This is a genomic window from Pseudoalteromonas sp. SG44-1 (assembly GCF_014164315.1).
GTDB classification, from domain to species: Bacteria; Pseudomonadota; Gammaproteobacteria; order Enterobacterales; family Alteromonadaceae; genus Pseudoalteromonas; species Pseudoalteromonas rhizosphaerae.
In genome coordinates this window covers 69032-95135 of record NZ_JACJEW010000015.1, presented here as the reverse complement: position 1 = coordinate 95135, position 26104 = coordinate 69032, and the positions used below count along the sequence as shown (strand labels likewise).

Below are 26104 nucleotides of genomic sequence, written 5' to 3'. Positions count from 1 at the left end.
AAAATAGGAACTAGGTTCTAGGGAAGTGACTAGCTGCTAAGTGAACTTACAGCCGGCAGCTCGTTACCCGTAGCCCGTGGCTTTCTGTTCTCGGTGGTGAAATTGGTTTGTCTATGGAAATGTAGAAACAATCGCGAGGTAAGCTCGCTGCTACTGGCGCAAAACAATGGAAGTGCTTTGCTGTTATTCTACTTGGAAATCTATTAGCATCTGACTACGCATTTATTTACAGGCCATTATGAATATAAACTATGAAAATAAACTCTTTTGGTGTCGTTAGTACCGCTATCCAGCGACCAAGTACGCATTTTGATGAGCGCCCACTAGGTGAGGAAATATCTTTATTAGTGATTCATAATATTTCCTTGCCAGCAGGGCAGTTTGCCACGCCGTTTGTGGATGATTTGTTTATGGGATGTATTGATTGCCAAGCACACCCTAGCTTTGCTGATTTAAAGGGGGTGAGAGTTTCAGCACATTGTTTTATCAAACGCAGCGGTGAAATAGTTCAGTATGTGCCTTTTAGTAAACGTGCTTGGCATGCTGGGCAGTCCGAGTTTTTAGGACGTAGTCAGTGTAATGATTTTAGTATTGGTATTGAGCTTGAAGGTACAGATACAACGGCGTATACCCAAAATCAATATAATGCATTACAATCCTTAACTAAGACATTGATATATAAATACCCAGCTATCACACGCGAGCGTGTTGTTGGCCATTGTCACATTGCACCAGGGCGAAAAACAGACCCTGGAGACAGTTTTGATTGGAATCATTATTTTGCTGCTATATTTTAACTAGCGCCCATTTGGAAAGAGAAAAGTATGATCTTAATTTCTATAATAATAGCTCTGATATTAGAGCGTTTAGGTGCCCGATCTGATTATTGGCAAATAAGCTATTACGCGCAAGGCTATTTAACACGTTCAAAAAAACAGCTTGGCGAGCAAGGTCTATTCAATTCGCCTGCGGGATTTATTATTTGGTTGTGTTTGCCGGTATTATTTGTGGCGGTTATTTTTACCTTGTCTGATTTTGTATTATGGCAGTTAGCTATTAATGTGGCTGTGCTGCTGGTTTGCTTTGGCTGTGCTAAACAACGTGCTTTATATAAGTCCTATTTAAATGCGCTAACCCGTGATGATCAGCAAGCGGCAACCTTATATGCACTGCAAATGGGGCAAAAGAAAACGGAAGAGCAAAAAGGCGGTGAAACCTTTGGACAAACGTTGGCTTGGGTAAACTTTCGTTTTTATTGTGCAGTTATTTTTTGGTTTGTAATATTAGGCGTACCTGGCGCGACCTTGTATGCATTAGTACGTACTTTTGCTGATTTAGTGCAGAACGACCATAAAGTTGTGTATGCCAAACGTTTTAAACTTATTCATTCATTATTATTTTGGCTTGATTGGTTACCAGCCAGAATCGCCAGCTTTGGTTATCTAGTAATAGGTAACTTTAATAAAGGCACCAGTTGCTGGCTGCATTATGCACTCGATTTTACAGTGAGTAACCGTAAAGTGGTTACTAATACCGCGCTTGCCGCAGAGCAAATAGAACAGCAACATTTTGGTTGCGCGTATGAAGCAACTTGTATGATGAAGCTTGTAAAACGAAATGTGTTGTTTTACTTGGTGTTGATTGCCTTGTTTACTTTATTTGGTGGTTTAGCGTAAATAAACAGATGCTAGGTTTTAGGGAAGTAATTGTCGCGAGGTAAACTCGCTGCTACCCGCGCAATTAAAATTTATTCACAAAGAGGTTAAGAGCCGCTGCGCTTTAGAGAAGTAATTATAAAAGTAGTGGCTAGGTGTTTGAGTCTATTCGCAGCTCGAAGCCCGTGGCGTTTTTTTCATTTGCGCTCATTCACTTCTCTTTGTGCAAAAGTCTTTTATTGATTTATTCACCACAGAGAGCACCGAGTTAATAGAGGAAAAACCTGTTAGTAATTAACTTTACTTTTGTATTCTCTGTGTAGCGCGTAGCGCCTCCTGCCCTCAGTGGTGAAATTGGCTGTCTATGTAAATGTAGAAACAGTCGCGAGGTAAACTCGCTGCTACCAATGCGTAGGCGCGGGTTTACCCCGCGCAGTTTAATTTATTATATAGTACACTTCGAGTTCAAAAAAACTCGCCCACTAGTTTTTGATTATCTGGTCAGACCATTGTGTTTTTCTATAAAATTCCTTCCTAAACACTGGCTTTATCTCATACTGTTTGATCTTTGTGCAAAATACGTTAGGGTGTTTTTTAAGGTGCGTCGCAGCGAAATTGACAGCAAACTTGCTTTTTGATAACGTATGGCTCAAATTTGGTATGACCAATTTACCTTTTGGTCTAGTCTCTGGGCACAAACTTGGATTTTTCAGGTTACATTTCCACTACAATGCGGACGTTGATTAATGTCTTTAAAGATTAAAGCAGCAAAACTATCGGATGTTATTTTACAGCAACTTGAGAACATGATTCTTGAGGGCTCATTAGCACCGGGTGAGAAACTGCCGCCAGAGCGTGAATTAGCCAAACAATTTGAAGTGTCTCGCCCTTCATTACGTGAAGCCATTCAAAAGCTAGAGGCAAAAGGCTTAGTAACGCGACGTCAAGGTGGCGGAACGTTTGTAAAAAATCAGCTAGAAGAAGGGCTCACTGATCCGTTATTTGACTTGATCAGTAAACATCCTGAATCACAGTTTGATTTATTAGAGTTTCGTCATGCTCTCGAAGGGATTGCAGCTTATTATGCTGCGCTTCGTGGTACTAGCACTGACTTTGCTAAAGTTAAGCAAAGCTTTGAATGCATTGCATTAGCTAATGATGATTTACTACAAAAAGCCAAAGCAATTAACGCGTTTCACTTTAGTGTGGCAGAAGCCTCGCATAATGTGGTGTTACTGCATTTAGTGCGCGGTATGCGGGCATTGCTTGAGCAAAATGTTTTACAAAATTTAACGGTATTGTTAGAGAAGCCGCATATTAGTTCGCGCTTAGCTGAGCACCGCCGTTTATTGATGGATGCAGTGATTGAAGGGAATCCAGAGCAGGCGCGACTTGCCAGTAATGCTCACTTAGCTTTCATTGAAGAAGCGTTATTGGAAGCAGGTAAAGAGCATTCACGAATTGAGCGTAGTTTAAGACGCACAAAGCAAAATTAAGTAACAAAAAACTAAGTTAAAGATAAATAATTTAAGCAAGTGCTGTATATGGCAACACGATTACCACAGTGCTAATTAAGAACATTCGTATTTTAAACATAAGGAAACCTCCATATGTCTGAAGTCAATAAAATTGACGTAGACGCGCTAGAAACACAAGAGTGGTTACAAGCTCTTGAATCAGTTGTGCGTGAAGAAGGTGTTGAACGTGCTCAGTTTTTACTTGAGCAAGTATTAGAGCAAGCCCGTTTAGACGGTGTTGATATGCCAACAGGTATCAACACAAACTACGTTAATACGATCCCGGTAGATCAAGAACCTGCTTACCCAGGGGACGTAAACCTTGAGCGCCGTATTCGTTCTATTATTCGTTGGAACGCAATCATGATTGTATTGCGTGCTTCGAAAAAAGACCTCGACCTAGGCGGCCATATGGCGTCTTACCAGTCATCAGCGGCGTTTTATGAAGTATGTTTTAACCATTTCTTCAAAGCCCCAAATGATGTAGACGGCGGTGACTTAGTTTATTATCAAGGTCATATTTCTCCGGGTATTTATGCACGTGCATTTGTTGAAGGTCGTTTATCTGCTGCGCAGCTTGATAACTTCCGTCAAGAAGTTGATGGCGAAGGTTTACCATCTTACCCACACCCTAAATTAATGCCTGAATTCTGGCAGTTCCCTACGGTATCTATGGGTCTTGGTCCTATCGCGTCTATTTACCAAGCGCGCTTCTTAAAGTACCTAGATGGTCGTGGCTTAAAAGACACTAAAAACCAACGTGTATACGCGTTTTTAGGCGATGGCGAAATGGATGAGCCAGAATCGCGTGGCGCTATTTCTTTTGCTGCTCGTGAAAAACTAGACAACCTTTGTTACTTAATTAACTGTAACTTACAGCGCCTAGATGGCCCAGTAATGGGTAATGGTAAAATCATTCAAGAGCTTGAAGGTCTATTCAAAGGCGCTGGCTGGAACGTGATCAAGCTAGTGTGGGGCAGCGGCTGGGATATCCTACTAGCTAAAGACACCACAGGTAAGTTATTGCAATTGATGAACGAAACAGTCGATGGCGATTACCAAACTTATAAAGCTAAAAATGGCGCGTACGTACGTGAGCATTTCTTTGGTCGTTACCCTGAAACAGCAGCACTTGTTGCTGATATGACAGATGACGAAATCTTCGCGCTTAAGCGTGGTGGTCATGAGCCATCAAAATTATTCGCTGCATTCAAAAAAGCAGAAGAGACCAAAGGTCGCCCAACAGTTATCCTAGCTAAAACTGTAAAAGGTTACGGCATGGGTGAAGCGGCTGAAGGTAAGAATATTGCTCACCAAGTGAAAAAAATGGACATGTCACACGTTGCCCATTTACGTTCACGTTTAGGTCTTGATGATTTAGTATCTGAACAGCAACTTGCAGAACTTCCTTATTTAACACTTGAAGAAGGTTCGGCTGAGCACAAGTACTTACATGCTCGCCGTGATGCACTTAAAGGTTATACGCCAAAACGTATTCCTAACTTTACTGAAAAGTTAGTACTGCCAGAAGTAGAAGCGTTCAAGCCACTACTTGAAGAGCAAAAGCGTGATATCTCTACCACTATGGGCTTTGTTCGTGCACTTAATATCTTATTGAAAGATAAAGGTATTGGTAAAAACATCGTACCAATTATTGCCGATGAAGCGCGTACCTTTGGTATGGAAGGTTTATTCCGTCAAATCGGTATTTATAACCCGCATGGCCAAAACTATACGCCGCAAGACCGTGATATCGTTTCTTACTACAAAGAAGCAACATCGGGTCAAGTATTGCAAGAAGGTATCAACGAGTTAGGTGCAATGTCATCGTGGGTTGCTGCGGCAACATCATACAGCACTAACGATTTACCAATGATCCCATTCTATATCTACTATTCAATGTTCGGTTTCCAACGTGTTGGCGACATGGCATGGATGGCGGGTGACCAACAAGCACGTGGTTTCTTATTAGGTGCTACTGCTGGTCGTACAACATTAAACGGTGAAGGTCTGCAGCACGAAGATGGTCACAGCCATATTCTTGCTAACACAGTACCTAACTGTATCTCTTACGATCCAACATACGCTTACGAAGTAGCGGTTATTGTTCAAGATGGTATTCGTCGTATGTACGGTGAAAGCCAAGAAAATATTTACTACTACCTAACGCTTATGAACGAAAACTATGCACAACCTGCGATGCCAGAAGGTGCTGAAGAGGGTATTCGTAAAGGTATCTACAAGCTAGAAAGCTACGCAGGCAAAAAAGCCAACGTACAGCTATTAAGCTCAGGTACTATCATGACTGAAGTGCGTAAAGCAGCCGCGATTTTAAGTGATGATTACGGTATTGCATCTGATGTGTATTCAGTAACGTCGTTTAACGAATTAACTCGTGAAGGGCAAGATGTTGAGCGTTTCAATATGCTTAACCCTGAAAGCGAACAGAAGACTGCCTACATCACCAGTGTATTAAATGACTCAGTGACTGTTGCCGCAACGGATTACATGAAAAACTACGCAGAACAAGCGCGTTCATTCATTCCAAGCAGCAACTACAAAGTATTAGGTACCGATGGTTACGGTCGTTCTGATAGCCGTGAAAACCTTCGTCGTCACTTTGAAGTTAACGCCAGCTACGTAGTAGTTGCGACGTTATCTGAACTTGCTAAACGTGGTGAAGTTGAGAAGTCAGTTGTGGTTGAAGCACTTAAAAAGTTCAACATCGACACTAACAAACTTAATCCACTGTACGCATAAGAGGTTTGCAATGAGTATTGAAATTAAAGTACCAGATATCGGTGGCGATGAAGTCGAAGTAACCGAAATTCTAGTGAGCGTTGGTGACAAAGTTGACGTTGACCAATCATTACTAACTGTTGAGGGTGATAAAGCCTCAATGGAAGTACCTGCGGCACAAGCCGGTACTGTAAAAGAAATCAAAGTAAACGTGGGCGACACGGTTACTACGGGTTCTTTAGTATTCTTGTTTGAAGGTGAAGAGCAAGCATCTAGCGAAGCGCCTGCAGAACCAGCAAAATCTGAAGATGCAGCACCTGCTGCGTCTTCAGGTTCAACAACTAAAGAAGTCACCGTACCAGATATCGGCGATGATGAAGTTGAAGTAACGGAAATCATGGTTGCTGTTGGCGACACTGTTGAAGAAGAACAATCTATCTTAAACGTTGAAGGCGACAAAGCGGCAATGGAAGTACCAGCGCCGTTTGCAGGTACTGTTAAAGAAATTAAAGTTGCCGCTGGCGATAAAGTAAAAACAGGCTCTTTAGTGTTTGTTTTTGAAGTGGCTGGTAGTGAGCCTGCAGCTGCGAAAGCAGAAACAGCGCCAGCTCAAGAGTCTGCGCCGGCACAAAGTTCAGCGCCAAGCAGTAAAGAAGTAAACGTGCCTGATATCGGCGGTGATGAGGTTGAAGTCACTGAAGTGATGGTTGCAGTAGGCGATAAGGTTACTGAAGATCAGTCAATCTTAAACGTTGAAGGCGACAAAGCGGCAATGGAAGTACCAGCACCATTTGCCGGTACTGTTAAAGAGATTAAAGTTGCTGCGGGCGATAAAGTATCGACCGGTTCACTTATCTTTGTATTTGAAGTGCAAGGCAGTGCACCTGCAGCTACCGCTGAAAAAACGGCTTCTGAATCTGCACCAGCAGCGAAAGCAGAATCAGCTCCAGCTCCACAAGCAGCGCCTGCAAAAGCGAGCAATGAAAGCTTTGAAAACAATAGTGCGTATGCTCATGCATCGCCAGTTGTTCGCCGCTTAGCACGTGAGTTTGGTATTAACCTTGCGAACGTAAAAGGCTCAGGTCGTAAAAATCGCGTTGTGAAAGAAGACGTGCAAGACTATGTGAAGAGCTTAGTTAAGCAAGTTGAGTCAGGCCAATTAGCAACAGCTTCTGGCAATGCTGGCGGTAGTGAGCTTGGTTTAATTCCATGGCCAAAAGTTGATTTTGCTAAATTTGGTGAAATCGAAGAGAAAAAACTATCTCGTATTCAAAAGCTATCGGGTAAAAATTTACACCGTAACTGGGTGCAAATCCCACATGTTACGCAGTTTGATGAAGCTGATATCACAACTCTTGAAGAGTTCCGTAAAGAGCAAAATGCCCTTAGCGAGAAGAAAAAGCTAGGTGTTAAAATCACCCCACTGGTATTTGTAATGAAAGCAGCAGCGAAAGCACTTGCTGAGTTCCCTACATTTAACTCATCACTATCTAACGACGGTGAAAGCTTAATTCTTAAGAAGTACATCAATATCGGTGTTGCAGTTGATACGCCAAACGGTTTGGTTGTGCCAGTATTTAAAGATGTTGATAAGAAAGGCATCATTGAATTATCGCGTGAATTAATGGAAGTATCTGTTAAAGCGCGTGACGGTAAACTTACCTCGTCTGATATGCAAGGTGGCTGTTTTACAATTTCAAGCCTTGGTGGTATTGGCGGTACAGCCTTTACGCCAATCGTAAATGCCCCAGAAGTTGCTATTTTAGGTGTCTCTAAATCAGAAATTAAACCTAAGTGGAATGGCAAAGAGTTTGAACCAAAACTAATGGTTCCACTTTCTATGTCTTACGACCATAGGGTGATTGACGGTGCACTAGCGGCACGCTTTACTGTAACTTTAGCAAGTTACATGAGCGATATTCGCCAATTAGTAATGTAAGCAATTGCTGCATGTAGCGAAATAAATAGAATCAAATCCCAGCCAGTTGTTTTTTGCTGGGATTTTTACCATTTGCAATGATACAATATTTGTATATTTTGCATAAATTTTTGATCTGCTCTCCCTTTCTGCCTTGCAGAAACATGGCAGTTAAACTTTAGGGCAGTGTCCCGTTCAAACAATTAAGGTAAAAGCATGAGCAACGAATTAAAAACTCAAGTTGTTGTACTAGGCGGTGGTCCTGGTGGTTATTCTGCGGCTTTCCGTGCTGCTGACTTGGGCTTAGAAGTAACAGTAGTAGAATCTCGCGACACATTAGGCGGTGTATGTCTTAATGTTGGTTGTATTCCTTCGAAAGCACTTTTACACGTAGCTAAAGTAATTGATGATGCAGCAGAAATGTCATCTCATGGTGTTACTTTTGGCGCACCACAAATTGATTTAGATAAAATTCGTTCGTGGAAAGAGTCAGTTGTTAGCCAACTTACTGGTGGCCTAGACGGCATGGCTAAAATGCGTAAAGTTAAAGTGGTTTACGGTTACGGTAAATTCACAGGTAGCAACACGCTTGATGTTGAAGGCGCTGACGGTAAAACAACAATTACTTTTGATAACGCTATCATTGCTGCTGGTTCTAAACCTGTAAACTTACCTTTCATTCCTGAAGATGACCGCGTAATTGATTCAACCGGTGCACTAGAGCTTAAAGACATCCCTGAAAAGCTATTAGTATTAGGTGGTGGTATTATCGGTCTTGAAATGGGTACTGTGTATCGCGCACTAGGTTCTGCAATCGACGTAGTTGAATTTGCTGACCAACTAGTACCAGCTGCTGATAAAGACATCATCAAGATTTACCAAAAATACGTAAGTGATAAATTTAACGTTATGCTATCAACTAAAGTTGTTGGCGTAGAAGCGAAAGATGATGGCTTATACGTTACATTTGAAGGTAAAAACGCACCAGCTGAACCAGTACGTTATGACAAAGTATTAGTTGCTGTTGGTCGTACACCAAACGGTAACTTATTAGATGCTGACAAAGCGGGTGTTAATGTTGATGAGCGTGGCTTCATTAATGTTGATAAGCAACTTAAAACTAACGTTGACCACATCTTCGCGATTGGTGACTTAGTTGGCCAACCTATGCTTGCGCACAAAGCGGTTCATGAAGGTCACGTTGCAGCTGAAGTTATCTCAGGTCAAAAACATTACTTTGATCCGAAATGTATTCCTTCAATTGCCTATACTGATCCAGAAATCGCTTGGGTTGGCGTAACTGAGAAAGAAGCAAAAGAGCAAGGCTTAAGCATTGAAACAGCTGTATTCCCATGGGCTGCATCAGGTCGTGCAATTGCATCTTCTCGTACTGAAGGTTCTACTAAACTGATCTTTGATAAAGAAAGTGGCCGTATTATCGGTGGTGCTATGATTGGTATTAACGCAGGTGAAATGCTGGGCGAAATCGGTCTAGGTATCGAAATGGGCGCTGACGGTGAAGATTTAGCATTAACTATTCATGCTCATCCAACATTGAACGAATCAATCGGTCTTGCAGCTGAAATATTTGAAGGTTCAATCACTGATTTACCAAACAAAAAAGCAGTTAAAAAGAAGAAGTAAGTTCTTTTAGTTAATTGTTTAAAAACCCAAGCCACGGCTTGGGTTTTTTGTTTTATAGGCGCGGGTGTGTAATACGTAATACCTTGTAGGCGCGGGTTTACCCCGCGCAATTAGATTAAAGTTCGTTTAGTGATTAATTCACCACCGAGAACACAGAGAAGAAATAAGTGATTTTTTAATTTGGTTTCTCTGTGTAGCGCGAAGCGCCTTTGTGCCCTCAGTGGTAAATAATGGGCTTTATCGCGAGGTAAACTCGCTGCTACCAATACGTAGGCGTGGGTTTACCCTGCGCAAATGTGTTATAATATCCGCCGAACAAATTTAGGTACTATTTTAGGTAATAAACCACGTGAATAAACGCTCTTCTAATTCAGTACTTACTTTGCGTGCCCAGCAAATTAGTGAATCTCGCCGTGAGTTTAATGCTCGTGGCGGTAAAATGGATCGCTGTGAGCGATGCTTAATCGCGAAACATTACTGTATTTGTGACGGTGTGGAGCAGGCTGATAGTCAGGCGGCGGTATGCTTACTTATGTATCACAACGAGAGTTTTAAACCCTCTAATACAGGGCGATTAATTGCTGAAATTATTCCTGATAATCATGCTTTTCGTTGGGACAGGACTGATCCTGACGATAAACTATTAGCCTTATTAAATGACCCGCAATATCAACCTATGGTGATCTTTCCTGCTACAGATGTTGAAGATACTGCACGCGTTATTACTGATGTACAACACCAGCCTAATAAACGTCCCTTGTTTATCTTTTTAGATGGCACATGGCGTGAAGCGAAAAAAATGATCCGCAAAAGCCCTTATCTCGATAATTTACCCGTGCTGTCGATCACCGCTGAAAAACTGTCTGACTATCGCTTACGGGTTGCCCCGCATGCTCACCAACTTGGCACTGCTGAAGTGGCCATTATGGTGTTAGCACTGGCAGGGGAGTCTGATGCAGCAACTAAGCTTGAACAGCATTTTATGAAGTTTCGCGACGCGTATTTGTTAGGAAAGCGCAATAAAGGCAGGCCGACGTAGGTTTTAGTTTATCCCGCGCAAATATATAATTTAGATGCTGGATAAAACTATGTTGCTTCTGTCGCGATGTAAAATCGCTGCTACGACTTTGTGATATCTCGTAGGCGCGGGTTTACCCCGCGCAAATGTGCGACAAAAAATTTAACAACATTCAAGCTATGAGCTATTTTTATACTTTACCTACAAGGATTGGTAGATGTATAAATCACAAAATCTAAGAAAAGGGCGGGTTTCTTTACCACATCACTTTTATGCTATTACCCTCGTTACACATAATCGCAGCAACTACTTTGTAAACTTGGATTTTAATCGTCACATTATAAAACAAATGCAATTATTAGAAGTACAAGAATACCTCAAATCTAATGCGTTTATTATTATGCCAAATCATATCCATTGGCAATTTCAGTTGCTCATTAACAGCCCCTTACCACAAATAATCCGTTGCTTTAAAGGACGAACTGCAGCCGCTTGCCGTGAATTCGGTATTTATAAATTATGGCAAAAAGGGTATTACGATCATTTAATTCGAGATGAAGATGATTTAGTTAAAAATGCGCGTTATATAATCGCGAATCCACTAAGAGCTGGTTTGGTTAAAAATGTTGCTGATTATCCATACTGGGATTGTGTTTATGTATGAGTCTAGCATTTTGGTGATGTAGGCGCGGGTTTACCCTGCGCAATTAGATTAAAGTTCGTTCAGTGATTAATTCACCACCGAGAACACAGAGAAGAAATAAGTGATTTTTTACTTTGGTTTCTCTGTGTAGCGCGAAGCGCCTTTGTGCCCTCAGTGGTAAATAATGGGCTTTATCGCGAGGTAAACTCGCTGCTACGAATGGGCAATATCTCGTAGGCGCGGGTTTACCCCGCGCAAATGCAAAATGTAAATACGGGATAAAATTCAGCCGTGGAACAACCCATGTCGCGATGTAAAATCGCTGCTACGAATGTGCAATATCTCGTAGGCGCGGGTTTACCCCGCGCAAATGAAAAATGTAAGAACGTTATAAAGCTCAGCTGCGGAACAACCCATGTCGCGATATGAAATCGCTGCTACGAATGGGCAATATCTCGTAGGCGCGGGTTTACCCCGCGCAATTAGATTAAAGTTCGTTCAGTGATTAATTCACCACCGAGAACACAGAGAAGAAATAAGTGATTTTTTACTTTGGTTTCTCTGTGTAGCGCGAAGCGCCTCTGTGCCCTCAGTGGTAAATAATGGGCTTTATCGCGAGGTAAACTCGCAGCTACCAATACGTAGGCGTGGGTGGTTTACCCCGCGTAAATGCAAAATGTAAATACGGGATAAAATTCAGCCGCGAAACAACTCCTGTCGCGATATAAAATCGCTGCTATAAATTTGTAATATCTTGTAGGCGCGGGTTTACCCCGCGCAAATGTAAAGTGTAAATACGGGATAAAATTCAGCCTCGAAACAACCTTTGTCGCGATGTAAAATCGCTGCAACGAATAGGCAATATCTTGTTGGCGTGGGTTTTCAGCGTAACATGTAATAAAAAAGCGCGCTGTAACTTAATACACCGCGCTTTTTTAAACTTAAAACTTACCGCTTATAACTTAAAGCTCAGCTCCCAAATCAATGTGATACCACAATTAAGCGAATGGCATCTAACTGCAACTGTGCTTTGCCGATATAACTTGTCAGCTCTGTGCGTTGCTTATCGTAGAAGGTAAGTTCTTCTTCACGGATATTAGGGTTGATCTGTTTCAGCGCCGCTAAACGCGCCTGCTCTTCACTGAGCGATTGTTGCATTTGCTCAAGCGCCGCAGTGCGAATGACTTCTAACTTAGTTTGCGCCATTTCTTGGGCGGTTTTAAGCATTGGGTGAATCGCACTTTGTAATGCGCCAGCTAGTTTACTGGCTGTTTGACGGCCTACCGCAGAAAGCTGCTGATTAAAGCCATCAAAGCCGACGTTATCAGCTAAGTTGTTGCTGGCTTTATCTAGCAAAATACGAATCGGCGTCGGCGGTAAAAAGCGGCCAACTTGCAGCGCTTTTGGTGCCATGGCTGCTGCTACGTAAATTAGCTCAACAAAAAAGGTACCTGGTGGTAATTTTTTGTTTTTAAGTAATGCGACTGACGCAGTACCAAAGTCATCATCACAGATCATGTCTAAGGTGCCTTGCACCATAGGGTGATCCCAGCTGATGAAATGCACATCTTCTTGTGCAAGTGCAGTGTCACGGTCAAATGTGACTGTCATGCCGTCGTCTTTTAAACTTGGGAATGACGGATTTAGCATATGCTCAGTTGGCTTTAAGATAATAGTATTTTCACCTTTGTCTTCTTGGCTAACGCCAAAGGTATCAAACACGTTGATCATATAACTTGGTAGTTCAAATTGGTTGTCTAGTTTTTCAATATCAACAACCAGCGAGTCTGCTGCACCTTGGCCCGATGAGTGTAACTCAAGCAAACGGTCACGGCCGCTTTCCATTTGCTTACGCAGCACTGCGTTTTGACCGGCTACTTGCTCTAGTAATGGCTCTAGCTCGTCTTCATCACAGTTATGGGCGGCAATAAACTCAAGTAGCTCATCTTTAAACTCTTTATACAAAAGTTGTCCGGTGCTTGAGGTGGTTTCAAAGGCATCTAAGCCTTCGTTATACCAACGCAGTAATACTTCTTGTGCGCTGCTTTCAAAGTACGGCACATGAATGTTGATATCTTGAGTTTGACCAATACGGTCGAGGCGACCAATACGCTGCTCAAGTAAGTCAGGGTTCAGTGGTAAATCAAATAACACTAAGTGATGAGCAAACTGGAAGTTACGACCCTCAGAGCCAATCTCAGAGCACAGCAATATTTGTGCGTTGTCGTACTCGTCAGCAAAAAACGCGGCGGCGCGGTCACGCTCAATAATTGTCATGCCTTCGTGGAACACAGAGGCTTTAATCGCTTCGCGTTCACGCAGGATTTGCTCAAGGCTGATTGCTGTTTCGGCTTTAGCACAAATAAGCAGGACTTTTTCGCGTTTAAGGGTTTTTAGGGTGTCGATCAACCATTCTACTCGAGGATCAAATTGTCCCCAGCTAGCGCTTTCGCCTTCAAACTCTTGGAATATTTTTTCAGGGAATAGGGCGCGTTGCGCGCTCAGCTCTGCATTTTTAATGCCGCTCATATTGCCCAATACTGAAATTGCCGTTTTATATTGTTTCGGCATCGCCATCGGGTAGGCGTGTAGTTTGCGACTAGGGTAGCCGTCAATGCCGCTACGGCTATTTCTAAATAAAATACGGCCTGTGCCATGGCGATCTAATAACATCGCCAAAATTTCTTTACGGGCAGCTGCGTCGCCATTTTGTGCTTGTTCAAGCACCGTTGTGATATCGGTTTCTTTTAATAGCTCAATTAGCGTGGCTTTGGCGCTGTCGTCTAGCGCTTGCTGTTGCAGTAACTGATTTGCAGCCTCTGCCACATGCTTATAGTTACTTTCTTCAGCAACAAAGGCATCGTAGTCATAAAAGCGATCAGGATCGAGTAACTGTAGGCGCGCAAAGTGGCTGCGGTGACCAAGTTGATCCGGTGTTGCCGTTAATAGTATTAGCCCTGGAATATCTTGGCTAAGCTCAGCCATACGTTGATATTCAGTGCTTGGTTTACCGTTGGTAATACTTAAATGATGCGCTTCATCAACAATCAGTAAATCCCAATCAGCCATTGTTGCTTGTTCAAACCAGCGTTTTTTCTTGGTTAAAAACTCAAGGCTAGTTAGTACTAACTGTTCAGTGTCGAATACATTTGGTGAGTCGGCAAAGGCTTCATCGCAACGCTCTTCATCAAAAATTGAAAAGTGTAAATTAAAGCGGCGCAGCATTTCAACTAACCACTGATGCTGTAAGTTCTCCGGCACTACGATGAGCACTCGGCTTGCGCGACCACTGATAATTTGTTGATGTAAAATCATCCCCGCTTCAATGGTTTTACCAAGGCCTACTTCATCAGACAATAACACTCGAGGAGCAAATCGTTTACCGACCTCTTGTGCAATATAAAGCTGATGCGGAATTAAGCTTGCGCGCTGGCCAATCAAACCCTTAATAGGTGATTGTTGGCGTTCAAACTGGTGTTGCCATGTTTGATAGCGCAATGTATAGCGATCAAAGCGGTCAACTTGGCCGGCAAATAAGCGATCTTGTGGTTTATTAAATTTGATGAAGTGATCTAAAAACGTTTCTTTTAATTGTGCTTTTTCACCGTTATCAATACGAGTGCCGTGATAACAAAGTAAATCACCGATAGGTTCAATTGACTCGACTTCAAGTTCCCATTCTTCAACGCTTTTGATCACATCACCAGGATTAAATGCCACGCGGGTAACCGGTGCTTCTAACATTGAGTAAACACGGTTTTCGCCACTGGCGGGAAATAAAATGCTGACCTGACGGCCCTCAAGGGCAACCACTGTGCCTAATCCTAAATCTGACTCTGTATCACTGATCCAACGCTGACCTAAGGAAAAATTCATGTATGTCTCGTCTATGAAGAAAAAGGCGGCTATGTTACCTGTTAGCTAACACCACTGCAAGGTGCGAACCAGCTGACTTTTAATTAATTTAATAACTGTGAATTATTCCTATTAAAGTTGCTGCAATAAGGATTAATTCAAAACAAAAAAAGGTTTGTCATAAAACAGACTTTTATGACATCTAAGCTAAACTTAGAATATACCAAGCAATTAAGTTTTTCAGGGTGAACATTCAACCCGTTTTACTTGATTAGTTGGGTATAGCATAAAAATCATAAAACGTAAGGAAAGTGCTATGGAAAAAGCTTCGAACCTTGATAGTAAAATGTATGTGCTAGATACCAATGTATTGCTTCACGAACCCCTCGCGTATTTATCATTCCAAGAACATGATGTTGTAATTCCCATGACAGTTTTAGAGGAACTGGATCATATAAAAGATCGTAAGCATGATGTCAGCCGTGATGCCCGTGTGGCCATTCGTGGTTTGGATGAAGTGCTCAAAGATGCCACACCAGAACAAATGCTCAAAGGCGTCGCTCTACCTAGTAATAAAAAGGCCAAAGCGTCTTCGGCTGGCACACTTATTATTGTTAATGATCATTTATTTGTCGATTCTATCTCAGGTTTACCTGGCAACGAAAATGACCACCGTATTATCAATTGTGCCGTGCACCTACAAAAACAACATCCTAATAGCAAAGTGGTGTTAGTTACCAAAGATATTAATATGCGTTTAAAGGCCAAAGGCGCAGGGCTTAAATTTGTTGAAGATTATCGTACTGATCAGCTGATTGATGATATTGCTTTGCTCTCCAGTGGTTATAAAAAAATTGCTGGCGATTTTTGGCAGCATGTGGGCGAATGTGAAACCGAGCAACATGGTCGTGATGCGTTTCATAAAGTGGCAAAAAGTTTGATCCCCGATGTATTTTGCAATGAATATTTACTTGATGACAGCGGTCAGTTTGCCGCACGAGTCAAATCTTATGATGAGCAGCATATTATGCTCAAAGATATCGGTGTTGAGCGATTAATGCATCAATCGGCATGGGGAGTAAAGCCAAAAAATATTTATCAAGGCATGGCAATGGATGCGTTACTCGATACCGGTATTGAATTAGTTATTTTAACAGGTCCTGCAGGATGCGGAAAAACATTACTAGCGCTTGCCTGTGCTTTGGAAATGGTGGTTGAAAAAGGTATTTACGATAAGGTAATTGTCACCCGAAATACTCCTGAAATTGCTGAGTCGATCGGTTTTTTACCAGGTACCGAAGAGGAAAAAATGGCACCATGGTTAGCTGCGATCACCGATACCTTAGAGGTATTACACAAAGGTGACGAAAACCCTATTTCAAGCCGTAACTATATTATGGAAAAGGCCAACATACAGTTTAAATCAGTTAACTTTATGCGTGGTCGCAGTATTCAAAATGCCGTGGTCATTTTAGATGAAAGCCAAAACCTTACCGCCTCACAGCTGAAAACTATTATTACCCGTTGTGGTGAAGGTACTAAGTTAATTTGCTCTGGTAACCTTGCGCAAATAGATAGTAACTACTTAACTCCAGTTACTTCTGGTTTAACTTATATTGTGGAGCGCTTCAAAGATTTTGAAGGCAGCGCCACGGTTAACTTAAATGGTGTGGTGAGAAGCCGTTTAGCATCGTTTGCGGAAGAAAATTTATAACTTGCGCAGTCCTACTTGGCTCGCTAATCTTGTTGACAAATTTAGCGCCAAGCATCGGATTGTAGATTGAATTTTCTACCTTTAAAACATTACTATCGTTCACTGGCTGTGGCACTTATTGTGCCGCTGCTGGTGGCTTTTCTATTATGTTTACACTTATATAATATTAAATTAGATCGCGCCGTTGCTAAACGCGAAGCTGATTTTGCTAATGTAGCGGCGCAAGTTGCGTTTTTAATGAATGCGACAGACGACTTGGTTAGTACTTTATTTGCCCAATATGAACAACCCATTTCTTATCGATTTGATCAACAATGGCTTGAAGATATTAATCAGCAAGACAGTTACTACTACCGGGAAATTCCCAATGGAGGTGGTGAAATTGTCGGCCAGGGTAAATTTTCTTCCTCCCCTAATGCAATTGCACAATGGCAACAAGTCATTGCGATGGGACCTGCCTTTAATACGACATTATCGTTAGTTCAATCTTTGGCTGCGGTCGCTTACGTTAACGAACAGGGTTTTGCTTATATCAAGCGTCGCCATGACTGCGATAGCTTAATGTTAACCCAATTACTTGATGGTCAACTTCGTCCTGTATTTTCAGGTGATTCACTAAGTTCTAGTGCCGTTATCAAAATTGCTGGTAAAAACTACTTATCAATAGGGCGTGCGCGTGAGCAGGGCAGTGAAGATTATATTATTTTGATTTATGACTTATCGGCAGTATCGCAATGGCTAAAAAAAATATCACCACGCAGTGGCGAATATATATTTTTAAATAGTGCACAGCACGTCATTATCAGCTCACTTTATGATATTGAAGAAGACACACCATTAGCGGAGTATTGGCCTTCAGCTAAAGCGCCATTAGCAGAATTAGATAATCAGGGTAATCTCACTCTTTTACAAGCGCAAAAGCAGCTACCAATTTATGCGGGTTATTTTGCATCGCATGATGAATTAGCCTCACCGATTGTAACTGATGTATTAATTGAACTTACTTTTTTGAGTATGTTTTTAGTGATTATGTTCAGTACCTTGTTATGGTTAAGCCAGCGTATTTTTGTGAAACCCACGACATATTTAATGGCGTATCTTGAACAAAATGAGGTGCACTATAAAGATTATTCAAATTACCATATACCAGCAAACTGGCAGCCGTGGTTTAGCCGAATCAAGTGGGTGCTTAACAAAAATCAGCAGTTGGTAAACTCATTGCAGCAGGCAAATAGTGAACTTGATGACCAAGTAAAAATAAAGACCCGTGAACTCGCGCGCAGTTATGAGGCTAAAGAACGCCATTTAGCATTATTGAATACTATGCTCAATAGTGTGCCAGATCTTATTTATTTTAAAAACATTGATGGCTCATTCTTAGGATGCAATCGTGCTTATGAACAATACATAGGTCTTGAGCAAGAGCAGTTAGTTGGCTTACAGTTATGTGATATTAGTGATGATAATGGTCAGATCAGCGAATTAGAGCAACAAGTTTTAACAACCAAAACTAAAGCTGAGCAACGTCTTGAAACCCAGCAGCAAACATTTCAATTAACCATCGCGCCATTTTATAACGATCAAAATCAGTTACTAGGTTCAATGGGGATTGGCCGGGATATAACTGCTCAACAACAAGCTCTTTTGGCATTAAAAGCGTCAGAGTCTAAGTTTCGCAGCGCCATAGAGTATGCTGCTAATGGAGTGATTTTACTTTCACTTGAACAGACCGTATTACAACTTAATCGAACTGCGCGAAAGATTTTTAAGATTGATAAAACTGAGCAGGATTTATTATTAGTGGATTTATTTCCACAGCAACAGTGGCAAGAAATAGCAACGCTTTTAGCTTTATTGCTGAGTGAGAAAAAGAAAGTTTACCACCTTACTTTAGGACAAGAAGAGCTAAATTGCTGGTGGCAGCTGAGCGTCTCTTTAGTATGGGATGAGCAACAAGCACCTTACTATTATGTTATTCATATTCAAGATGTCAGTGCATTGACTCAGGCCAAACAAGATGCCGAGCGGGCAACCGAGGCCAAAAGTCGGTTTATTGCTAACTTAAGCCATGAAATACGCACGCCACTGCATGCTGTGACAGGCCTTATTGATATGGTAACTCAGCAAGGCTTAACAGCGCAGCAGCAACAGCATGCAGTTCAAGCAAAAAATGCTGCGCAAAGTTTATTAACCATGCTTAATCGAATGCTTGATTTTGCGCGAATCGAAAATAACCAAGTGCAATTAGACTTAGTTGATTTTGCTGTAGTTGCACTTGTTGACAGCTGCGAGAGTGTATTAATAGGGCTCTGCCAGCAAAAAGATTTGGCTTTTAATATCGATATTGATCCGCTAATTGCTCCGCAGTTAGTCGGCGATTACATTCGCTTACAGCAAGTGCTCGGTAATTTACTCACCAATGCCGTGAAATTTACTGAACATGGCAGTATCACTTTGAAAATAACAGCCGTTGAATTGACGCCAACAAAACAAACCCTGTGTTTTAAAGTGATTGACACCGGGATCGGTATTGATAAAGCTGATCAGAGTCGATTATTTGACGCATTTACGCAAGGCGACGAATCACTCACTCGCACCCATCAAGGTGTTGGTCTAGGGCTCGCTATAGTCAAACACGAATTGGCATTAATGGGAGCTGAAATTAAAGTTGTCAGTAATAAAGGCCAAGGTAGTCAGTTTTTCTTTACTATAACCTTTAATGTTGCCGCTCAAATCGACCCTATCGACTGGCACAATACTTTACTGATTCATTCTGAGCGGGGAATTAATTTACCTGCCGCATTAGCGCCATTAAAACCGCTAGAATTTTCTGAGTTAGCTGAATTAACAGACCACGCTGTATTAGCAGATTATCAGCGGATCATCATTAATGACGTTGATCTACCGAGAGTTATAACGCGAGACAATATAAAAACAGCATTGATGAGTAATAACACGCAGCTTTATGTTGTTAAAAATGATCCAAATACTCCGCTGCCAACTCTTAAAGGTATGCAAATGTGCAGTGTGAAAAATTCTGCATTAGTGCAACGAATACAGCAAGTTGAGCCGGTATCTAAACGCCCTGATGTAAATCTGACAGCGGCAGAGAGTAAACTCAACGTTGCGGGCTTACTAGTGTTAGTTATTGATGATAATCAGCTTAATTTAGATATTGTTAGTAATATCTTAAGCAAAGCACATATTAATGTAATGACGGCAAATTCGGCGATGGCAGGGATAGATTTGGTTGCACAAGTCATGCCTGATCTGATCTTAATGGATATTCAAATGCCAGAAGTCGATGGGTTGCAAGCAACCGCTTTATTGCGACAACGTTATGATCAACAGCAATTACCTATTTTTGCGCTAACTGCGCATTGTGAAGCAGCTGACGAGCAACGCTCACTTGCAGTGGGTATGAATAAACATTTAACAAAACCAGTAGTTGCAGCGACGTTATTAGCGGCGATAAATGAGCTGAGAATTACCGGCGCTGTTTTTTATAATCATTCTTTTGCATTAGAACAATTCTCGGGCCATAATGATTTACTACAGGTAATGTTGGGTAAACTTGCTAAGTTGTGTGTAAGCCATCTGCAGCAATTAAAAGTGCCGATGCAAACAAAAGCGTTGGAACGATTAGTGCATAGTATTAAAGGTGTGTCAGGAAACCTTGGCTTTAATCGCCTAAGTGCTACCGCTCAGCAATTAGAAAGTAGACTACGTAAGACACCAGACGTAGGGCAAATATCCCTGAGTCAGTTAGAGTTCGAATTAGTACAAGTAAATAGATACATTCAAATACAAGGCTCAGTAAATGTTGAAGAAAGCCAAAATACTGATCGTTGATGACGACCCATTAAATCGATTAGTGTTGGAAAAAACATTAGCGAATGATCACGAAATATTTTTAGTTGAAAGTGGTGAAAAAGCCCTTACATTTGTTAAATCAACGGCGGTTGACTTAATTATCCTCGATATAGTAATGCCCGGCATTAATGGCTATGAGGTGTTAATTCAGTTAAAAGAAAATTCAACTACGCACGCTATTCCAGTCATCTTTATTTCAGCTAATACAAGCCATGATGATGAAGCGAAAGGGTTTGAATTAGGCGCAATGGACTATATTGCTAAGCCATTTAGTCCCGCAATAGTACGTGCACGAGTGCGTAATCAATTATTGATCAAGCAAAAAAATGATTTGTTAGAAATGCTCGCCTCAATTGATGGGCTGACAGAAATACCTAATCGGCGTTATTTAGATGAAAGCTTATCGCGAGAATGGCGTCGCAGCCGTCGAGCTGGTACACCGTTATCGGTGCTATTAATAGATATAGACCACTTTAAGCGTTATAACGATTGTTATGGCCACCGTGCCGGGGATGACTGCCTTAAACGTGTGGCACATGCATTAGTTGCAGCGTGTGAGCGAGGTACTGACTTTGTTGCGCGCTACGGCGGTGAAGAATTTGCTGCAGTATTACCCGACACCAACCAGTACGAGGCATTGGAATTTGCTAATAAACTCAGAGATGCTGTTAATGCGCTTGCTATCCCGCATAAAGCATCACTCAATGCCGCTCACATTACGATAAGTATTGGGGTTGCTACAACTGAGTTTGGTCAAGTTTATGCTGAGCATATATTACTTGAAGAAGCCGATTTAGGTTTATATCAAGCTAAAGATAGTGGCCGCGATAAAATTATCGCTCGAGTTATTGACGCAAGTTAGTAAAGTCAGTTATTACAGCAAATAAAGAGTGAATATGCTCCACTCTTTACTGCTTTAGTTTTGTGTCTAAATGGCGCTAAGTGAATTATAAATACTATCACCCACACCAATCAGTTTCTCGTTTTTAAAGACCAGTGGAGTACATTCATCTTTTGTCATTTTTCCGTCAGAGTGAATACTATGGGTGGCATAAAATAGTACTTGGTATACATCACCGTCTTTTTTTAATAATTCTGTAAAGTCGGGAGTTTTTAATTTATTTAATACATTTTGATAGCTGGTATCTAAAGTGAGCCCCGAGATGCTTTCACGATTAAATTGATGATGTTCTTCCCAGCTTGAACTATTACCAGCCCAATGCGTTTCTGCTTCACCATCGGATACTGCAATTACACAACCAGTAAGAAGAGGGGCTGTAAGCGCGGCAATTAAAAGTACTTTTTTCATTATTTTATCCTGATACTAAATATTGATTTTAATTTGTCTATTAGTTAGCAAAGAACTGGCCAATATTTTATATTATTTAAAATCAATATATTAGGTTTTTTTGTAAGGCGGTAAATTACATTTAACCACCTTGTATAGCGTAACTAACTAAAAGTTAGTTGATTAGACCAGTCTATTTAAGCTTTCACCTTGGCTAAATGCGCTAATATTTAAGCTGACTTGCTTTACTAAGCGAATGATTGACTCTTCACTGGCCCATGCAATATGTGGAGTCAGAATTAAATTATCACCACGATAAGCGGCCAATGGATTATCCTTCGCAGCTGGTTCTTTACTTAATACGTCAAATCCCGCTCCTGCAATTTGGTTATTGCTCAGTGCGTTGGCTAAATCAGCTTCATTAACGATACCACCGCGCGCGGTGTTAATTAAAATGGCATTGGGTTTCATCATAGCAAGTTCAGCAGCACCAATCAGATCACGACTTTCATCGGTTAAAGGGCAGTGTACACTAATAATATCAGCTGTTTTTATTGCTTGGTAAAATTCTGTTCGGCCCTCTCTAGTTACTTGGTTTTTACGCTCACTGATAACTACATTGGCACCAAAAGCACGTGCAACATCCGCAACAGCTTTACCAAGCGAACCATAACCGATAATTGCCAGAGTTTTACCTCCAATATCATTAAAACGGTAATCAAGGCGGCAGAACATCTCACTTTGTTGCCATAACCCTTGTTGGCAATCAGCAATGTAGCGGTGAGTATTACCCAGTAAATTTGTGATCAGTGCAAAGGTATGTTGTACAACCGAAGGTGTTGAATACCCGGCCACATTGGTAACGGCAATGCCAAACTCTTTAGCGGCGACTAAATCAACATTGTTAGTGCCAGTTGCGGCTACACATATGAGCTTTAATTCAGGAAGTTTTGCCAGTGTTTCGCGATTAAGTACCACTTTATTGGTGATCAATACATCAGCGCCTGCACTGTGCGCTAATACTTGTGCTGGACTGGTTAGTGAATAACTAGTGAAATTGCCAAGTGTTTGAAAAGGCTCAAGTGATGTGCCTGCTAATGTGGCAGTATCGAGAAGGGTAATATTCATGCGCTTTCCTTATTAAATAAAATAATTTTAATGCTTGACCTTGGTGTGTACTCTAAGGTTTATACTTGGCATCAGTTGATAATACACTCATTGGAGACACAGATGAAAATAGGTGAATTTGCTAATCAGTTAGGTGTCTCTACAGATACCCTAAGATACTATGAAAAACATAATTTGTTAACGCCATCAAGTCGAACCGGGGCCGGTTATCGCGATTATGGTGAAGCTGCATTAAAGCAAATGAAGTTTATTTTACGTGCTAAAAATGTTGGCTTTAGCTTGGCAGAGATCAAGGAGTTGCTGCAAATTAAATTTAAAAAACATCAGCATTCTTGCCATGAAGTTAAAAACCTAACAATACAAAAGCGTGACTTAGTCGCAGAGCGCATTGCTGAATTAACACGTTTTCATCAATCATTATCCGTGTTAGCTGATAAGTGCTGTGGCGGACAAGAGCCCGCAGATAACTGTTCAATATTAACCACTTTGGAGGACATCGATGGACTTACTCAATAATTTTTGGCAGTTATTTTTATTATCTGCCCCTTGGTTAATGCTTGGTTTACTCATTGCCGGGTTATTAAATGTGTATTTACCGGCAAATTTTTTAAATAAACATTTAGGTAAAGAAGGTTTTTGGACCACTGTTAAAGCTGCTTTAATTGGTGCGCCAATGCCGTTGTGTTCGTGCGGTGTAATACCCGCTGCAATTGGTTTAAGACGTGCAGGCGCTTCAAAAAGTGCTACCACTGCGTTTTTAGTATCGACGCCAGAAACTGGGGTTGATTCGGTGTCGGTATCGTATGTGCTACTCGGTCCTTTTATGGCAATAATTCGTCCAATAGCGGCGATTTGTAGTGCTATTGTCGCAGGTGTCTTAGTGGGGCGTGATGCTGAAAAAACGCAAACTACAGATCACTCTAGTGAAGTTAATAATGAGCAAAAGCGAGCAGCTACAACAAGTTGTTGTTCAACAAAATCAGCAGTGGCTGAAGAGAAGGCAAGTTGCTGCTCAACAAAATCAGCAGTGGTCGAAGAGAAGGCAAGTTGCTGCTCAACGAAATTAGCAGCGGCTGAAGAGAAGGCAAGTTGTTGCTCAACGAAACCAGCAGCGGTCGAAGAGAAGACTAGCTGTTGCGATTCATCAAGCGCAGTACCAGCCAGCCAATGGCAAAAGATGAAACAGGCTGTGAGTTTTAGCTGTAATAAATTACTATCAGACACTATGAAATGGTTAATGATTGGTTTGTTCTTTGCAGCCTTAGTGCAAACTTATGTGCCAGAGTCATTTTTAAGCCAATGGGGCAGTGGTATTTTGGCTATGCTGGTGGTGATCGTGATTAGTATTCCCATGTATATCTGCGCGACCGCATCAACGCCGATTGCAGCTGGTTTGTTATTAAGTGGCGTAGCACCTGGCGCTGTTTTAGTCTTTATGTTGGCAGGTCCTGCCACTAATGTCGCGACGCTTGGCGTGGTTGCCAATGAGCTTGGTAAACGTGCAGTGGTTGCTTATTTAGTTGGTGTAATAGGCGTTGCTTTAATATTTGGCTTTTTAACCGATTATTTAGTGGCAGAATTTGGCTTTGTTGTTACACCATTATTAGGTGAAGAACATCAAGTGCTACCACATTGGCTAACCCTTCTCTGTGGTACTATTTTAGCGCTGTTAATGGTGCGTTTAGTTCTTAAAGGAGCGCTTAGTAAATACCGTAGTACTGGTAAGAGCATTGCATAATTGAATGTTATTAAATAGATTTTTAGCGGTTATAAAATATAAACAATGGACCAAATTAATGACTTAGTTCGCATTTTAGGTTGTCTGAGTTATAATCGCCCATAGAATATAAACGGTGCGCATGAGCGCACCGTTTTTTTAACTTTAAAGATGCAGTAATGAGTGAGCCAGTGGACAAGTACGCAGATATAAGACCTTACAATGATGATGAAGTAGCCGCTTCGGTTGCACGTTTGATTGATGATAATGCGTTTATTGATGTAGTTGCAAAATATAACTTACCGCGTTTTTTATCAGCTGTACCTTTGCTGTCTAGAGCATTGGTAAAGTATCAGTTACGTAAAAAGTGGGGCGCTATCAACAGTGTTGAGCAAGTTCAACAAATCGTTGCTAAGTATTTAGCACAGCTGGTAAAACGCACCACAACTGAGGTGACTTTTTCTGGTTTGGATCAACTTGATCCAAAGCAAGCGTATTTGTTTATCTCAAATCATCGCGATATCGTACTTGATCCTGCGTTAATTAATTGGGGCTTATTCAGCTATAAAATGAAGACGGTCCGTATCGCCATTGGCGATAATTTACTGCAAATTCCTTATATCACCGAACTGATGCGTTTAAATAAAAGCTTTATTGTTAAGCGCTCAGTTAAAGCGCCAAAAGAAATGCTCAGAGCACTATCGCAGTTGTCGGCTTATATTTATGATTCGCTTGCTGGCGGTGATTCAATTTGGATTGCACAAAAAGAAGGTCGTGCTAAAGATGGCTTTGATCAAACAGATCCTGCGCTACTTAAAATGTTGCAGCTTAATGGTCGTAAGCAAAAGAAAGAGTTTGCTGAATATGTACGCGAGCTAAAAATTGTACCAGTATCAATTTCATATCAATATGAACCTTGCGCAACAGCCAAAGCCAAAGAGCTTTATCATAAGCAACATCATGGTAAATATGTTAAGTCAGCGGGTGAAGATATTGCCAGTATTGTTGAAGGTTTTAGTACCGCCAAAGGGCATGTTCATTTAGCATTTGGGCAACCAATTGAAGAAGGGTGTGAATCACCAGAGCAGCTGGCAAAAACCATTGATCAGCAAATTATTGATTCGTTTTTTTTACATCCCGGGAACTACATTGCGGGCGGTTGTAAACAAGCGGTGATTGATAAAGCCGACGCTCAGGCATTTGAGATGCGTCTGGCGCGTGTGCCAGATGAGCTAAAACCACTGGTGTTAGCAATGTACGCTAAGCCATTTCATCGTAAAGTTGAGTTTAAAAGTAGCGAAAGCGGCCAATAACCAATGTAAAATATTTTTAAAAAACCGTAATTAAGTTACGGTTTTTTTTCGTTTAAAAAACGGGCTATACTAAAGTTGTGTA

The 26104-nt window shown here is 41.4% G+C and carries 17 protein-coding genes; 14 read left to right on the top strand and 3 right to left on the bottom strand.

Features of this window, described 5'->3' with window-relative positions; all coding sequences use genetic code 11:
* Positions 1-251 precede the first annotated feature (251 nt).
* The 8 genes from ampD to H5187_RS09420 all read left to right on the top strand — a co-directional run bounded on the left by ampD (position 252) and on the right by H5187_RS09420 (position 11155).
* Positions 252-797, top strand: coding sequence for a 1,6-anhydro-N-acetylmuramyl-L-alanine amidase AmpD (gene ampD / locus H5187_RS09455; RefSeq protein ID WP_182794621.1), 546 nt, complete (start codon positions 252-254; stop codon positions 795-797).
* A gap of 27 nt (positions 798-824) precedes the next feature.
* The gene (ampE, locus tag H5187_RS09450) at positions 825-1676 is read left to right on the top strand and encodes a beta-lactamase regulator AmpE (protein ID WP_182739958.1); all 852 of its coding nucleotides are present in this window, start codon (positions 825-827) and stop codon (positions 1674-1676) included.
* Positions 1677-2401: 725 nt separating this feature from the next.
* Entirely contained in the window at positions 2402-3151 is a 750-nt protein-coding gene (pdhR, locus tag H5187_RS09445; RefSeq protein ID WP_182718482.1) for a pyruvate dehydrogenase complex transcriptional repressor PdhR, read from the top strand.
* Between the two features lie 114 nt (positions 3152-3265).
* A complete protein-coding gene (aceE, locus tag H5187_RS09440) occupies positions 3266-5932 on the top strand; it encodes a pyruvate dehydrogenase (acetyl-transferring), homodimeric type (protein ID WP_182767846.1) in 2667 nt (888 codons plus the stop codon).
* A gap of 10 nt (positions 5933-5942) precedes the next feature.
* Positions 5943-7850, top strand: a complete 1908-nt coding sequence (aceF, locus tag H5187_RS09435; RefSeq protein WP_182767845.1) for a pyruvate dehydrogenase complex dihydrolipoyllysine-residue acetyltransferase — start codon at positions 5943-5945, stop codon at positions 7848-7850.
* Positions 7851-8045: 195 nt separating this feature from the next.
* Positions 8046-9473 (top strand): dihydrolipoyl dehydrogenase, encoded by a 1428-nt coding sequence (gene lpdA, locus H5187_RS09430; RefSeq protein ID WP_145235220.1) that lies wholly within the window; start codon positions 8046-8048, stop codon positions 9471-9473.
* Between the two features lie 349 nt (positions 9474-9822).
* Positions 9823-10512 (top strand): tRNA-uridine aminocarboxypropyltransferase, encoded by a 690-nt coding sequence (locus tag H5187_RS09425; protein ID WP_182718479.1) that lies wholly within the window; start codon positions 9823-9825, stop codon positions 10510-10512.
* A 196-nt stretch (positions 10513-10708) separates the two neighbouring features.
* Positions 10709-11155: an REP-associated tyrosine transposase gene (locus H5187_RS09420; RefSeq protein ID WP_182718478.1), complete on the top strand. Its 447-nt coding sequence runs from the start codon at positions 10709-10711 to the stop codon at positions 11153-11155.
* A 960-nt stretch (positions 11156-12115) separates the two neighbouring features.
* Here H5187_RS09420 and rapA read toward each other — a convergent pair.
* Positions 12116-15010, bottom strand: coding sequence for an RNA polymerase-associated protein RapA (gene rapA / locus H5187_RS09415; protein ID WP_182739959.1), 2895 nt, complete (start codon positions 15008-15010; stop codon positions 12116-12118).
* A gap of 295 nt (positions 15011-15305) precedes the next feature.
* On the opposite strand from rapA, the gene H5187_RS09410 reads away from it, so the two are divergent.
* From H5187_RS09410 to H5187_RS09400, 3 genes are all read left to right on the top strand, one after another.
* On the top strand, positions 15306-16703 hold the full coding sequence (locus H5187_RS09410; RefSeq protein ID WP_182718476.1) for a PhoH family protein: 1398 nt from the start codon (positions 15306-15308) through the stop codon (positions 16701-16703).
* A 66-nt stretch (positions 16704-16769) separates the two neighbouring features.
* A complete protein-coding gene (locus H5187_RS09405) occupies positions 16770-20555 on the top strand; it encodes a PAS domain-containing hybrid sensor histidine kinase/response regulator (RefSeq protein WP_182797801.1) in 3786 nt (1261 codons plus the stop codon).
* Entirely contained in the window at positions 20524-21438 is a 915-nt protein-coding gene (locus H5187_RS09400) for a diguanylate cyclase (RefSeq protein WP_182718474.1), read from the top strand. Before H5187_RS09405 ends, H5187_RS09400 begins: the two co-directional genes overlap by 32 nt.
* A 66-nt stretch (positions 21439-21504) precedes the next feature.
* Here H5187_RS09400 and H5187_RS09395 read toward each other — a convergent pair whose 3' ends face one another.
* Both H5187_RS09395 and H5187_RS09390 read right to left on the bottom strand, forming a co-directional pair.
* The gene (locus tag H5187_RS09395; RefSeq protein WP_149981291.1) at positions 21505-21885 is read right to left on the bottom strand and encodes a DUF3192 domain-containing protein; all 381 of its coding nucleotides are present in this window, start codon (positions 21883-21885) and stop codon (positions 21505-21507) included.
* A gap of 162 nt (positions 21886-22047) precedes the next feature.
* Positions 22048-22992, bottom strand: coding sequence for a D-2-hydroxyacid dehydrogenase (locus tag H5187_RS09390; RefSeq protein WP_182794624.1), 945 nt, complete (start codon positions 22990-22992; stop codon positions 22048-22050).
* Between the two features lie 102 nt (positions 22993-23094).
* On the opposite strand from H5187_RS09390, the gene zntR reads away from it, so the two are divergent.
* From zntR to H5187_RS09375, 3 genes are all read left to right on the top strand, one after another.
* Entirely contained in the window at positions 23095-23508 is a 414-nt protein-coding gene (zntR, locus tag H5187_RS09385) for a Zn(2+)-responsive transcriptional regulator (RefSeq protein ID WP_149981289.1), read from the top strand.
* Positions 23492-24730, top strand: a complete 1239-nt coding sequence (locus tag H5187_RS09380) for an SO_0444 family Cu/Zn efflux transporter (RefSeq protein WP_182794625.1) — start codon at positions 23492-23494, stop codon at positions 24728-24730. The genes zntR and H5187_RS09380 overlap by 17 nt, the downstream gene beginning before the upstream one ends.
* Positions 24731-24888: 158 nt before the next feature.
* Entirely contained in the window at positions 24889-26022 is a 1134-nt protein-coding gene (locus H5187_RS09375; RefSeq protein WP_182718471.1) for a 1-acyl-sn-glycerol-3-phosphate acyltransferase, read from the top strand.
* The last annotated feature ends 82 nt before the right edge of the window (positions 26023-26104 follow it).

Excerpts from the sequence above, each read along its gene's own strand:
- aceE (WP_182767846.1), top strand. The coding sequence starts at position 3,266 with ATGTCTGAAGTCAATAAAATTGACGTAGACGCGCTAGAAACACAAGAG.
- ampE (WP_182739958.1), top strand. The coding sequence starts at position 825 with ATGATCTTAATTTCTATAATAATAGCTCTGATATTAGAGCGTTTAGGT.
- H5187_RS09410 (WP_182718476.1), top strand. The coding sequence starts at position 15,306 with ATGGAAAAAGCTTCGAACCTTGATAGTAAAATGTATGTGCTAGATACC.
- pdhR (WP_182718482.1), top strand. The coding sequence starts at position 2,402 with ATGTCTTTAAAGATTAAAGCAGCAAAACTATCGGATGTTATTTTACAG.
- zntR (WP_149981289.1), top strand. The coding sequence starts at position 23,095 with ATGAAAATAGGTGAATTTGCTAATCAGTTAGGTGTCTCTACAGATACC.
- H5187_RS09400 (WP_182718474.1), top strand. The coding sequence starts at position 20,524 with ATGTTGAAGAAAGCCAAAATACTGATCGTTGATGACGACCCATTAAAT.
- ampD (WP_182794621.1), top strand. The coding sequence starts at position 252 with ATGAAAATAAACTCTTTTGGTGTCGTTAGTACCGCTATCCAGCGACCA.
- aceF (WP_182767845.1), top strand. The coding sequence starts at position 5,943 with ATGAGTATTGAAATTAAAGTACCAGATATCGGTGGCGATGAAGTCGAA.
- H5187_RS09395 (WP_149981291.1), bottom strand. The coding sequence starts at position 21,885 with ATGAAAAAAGTACTTTTAATTGCCGCGCTTACAGCCCCTCTTCTTACT.
- H5187_RS09375 (WP_182718471.1), top strand. The coding sequence starts at position 24,889 with ATGAGTGAGCCAGTGGACAAGTACGCAGATATAAGACCTTACAATGAT.
- H5187_RS09380 (WP_182794625.1), top strand. The coding sequence starts at position 23,492 with ATGGACTTACTCAATAATTTTTGGCAGTTATTTTTATTATCTGCCCCT.
- lpdA (WP_145235220.1), top strand. The coding sequence starts at position 8,046 with ATGAGCAACGAATTAAAAACTCAAGTTGTTGTACTAGGCGGTGGTCCT.
- H5187_RS09420 (WP_182718478.1), top strand. The coding sequence starts at position 10,709 with ATGTATAAATCACAAAATCTAAGAAAAGGGCGGGTTTCTTTACCACAT.
- rapA (WP_182739959.1), bottom strand. The coding sequence starts at position 15,010 with ATGAATTTTTCCTTAGGTCAGCGTTGGATCAGTGATACAGAGTCAGAT.
- H5187_RS09390 (WP_182794624.1), bottom strand. The coding sequence starts at position 22,992 with ATGAATATTACCCTTCTCGATACTGCCACATTAGCAGGCACATCACTT.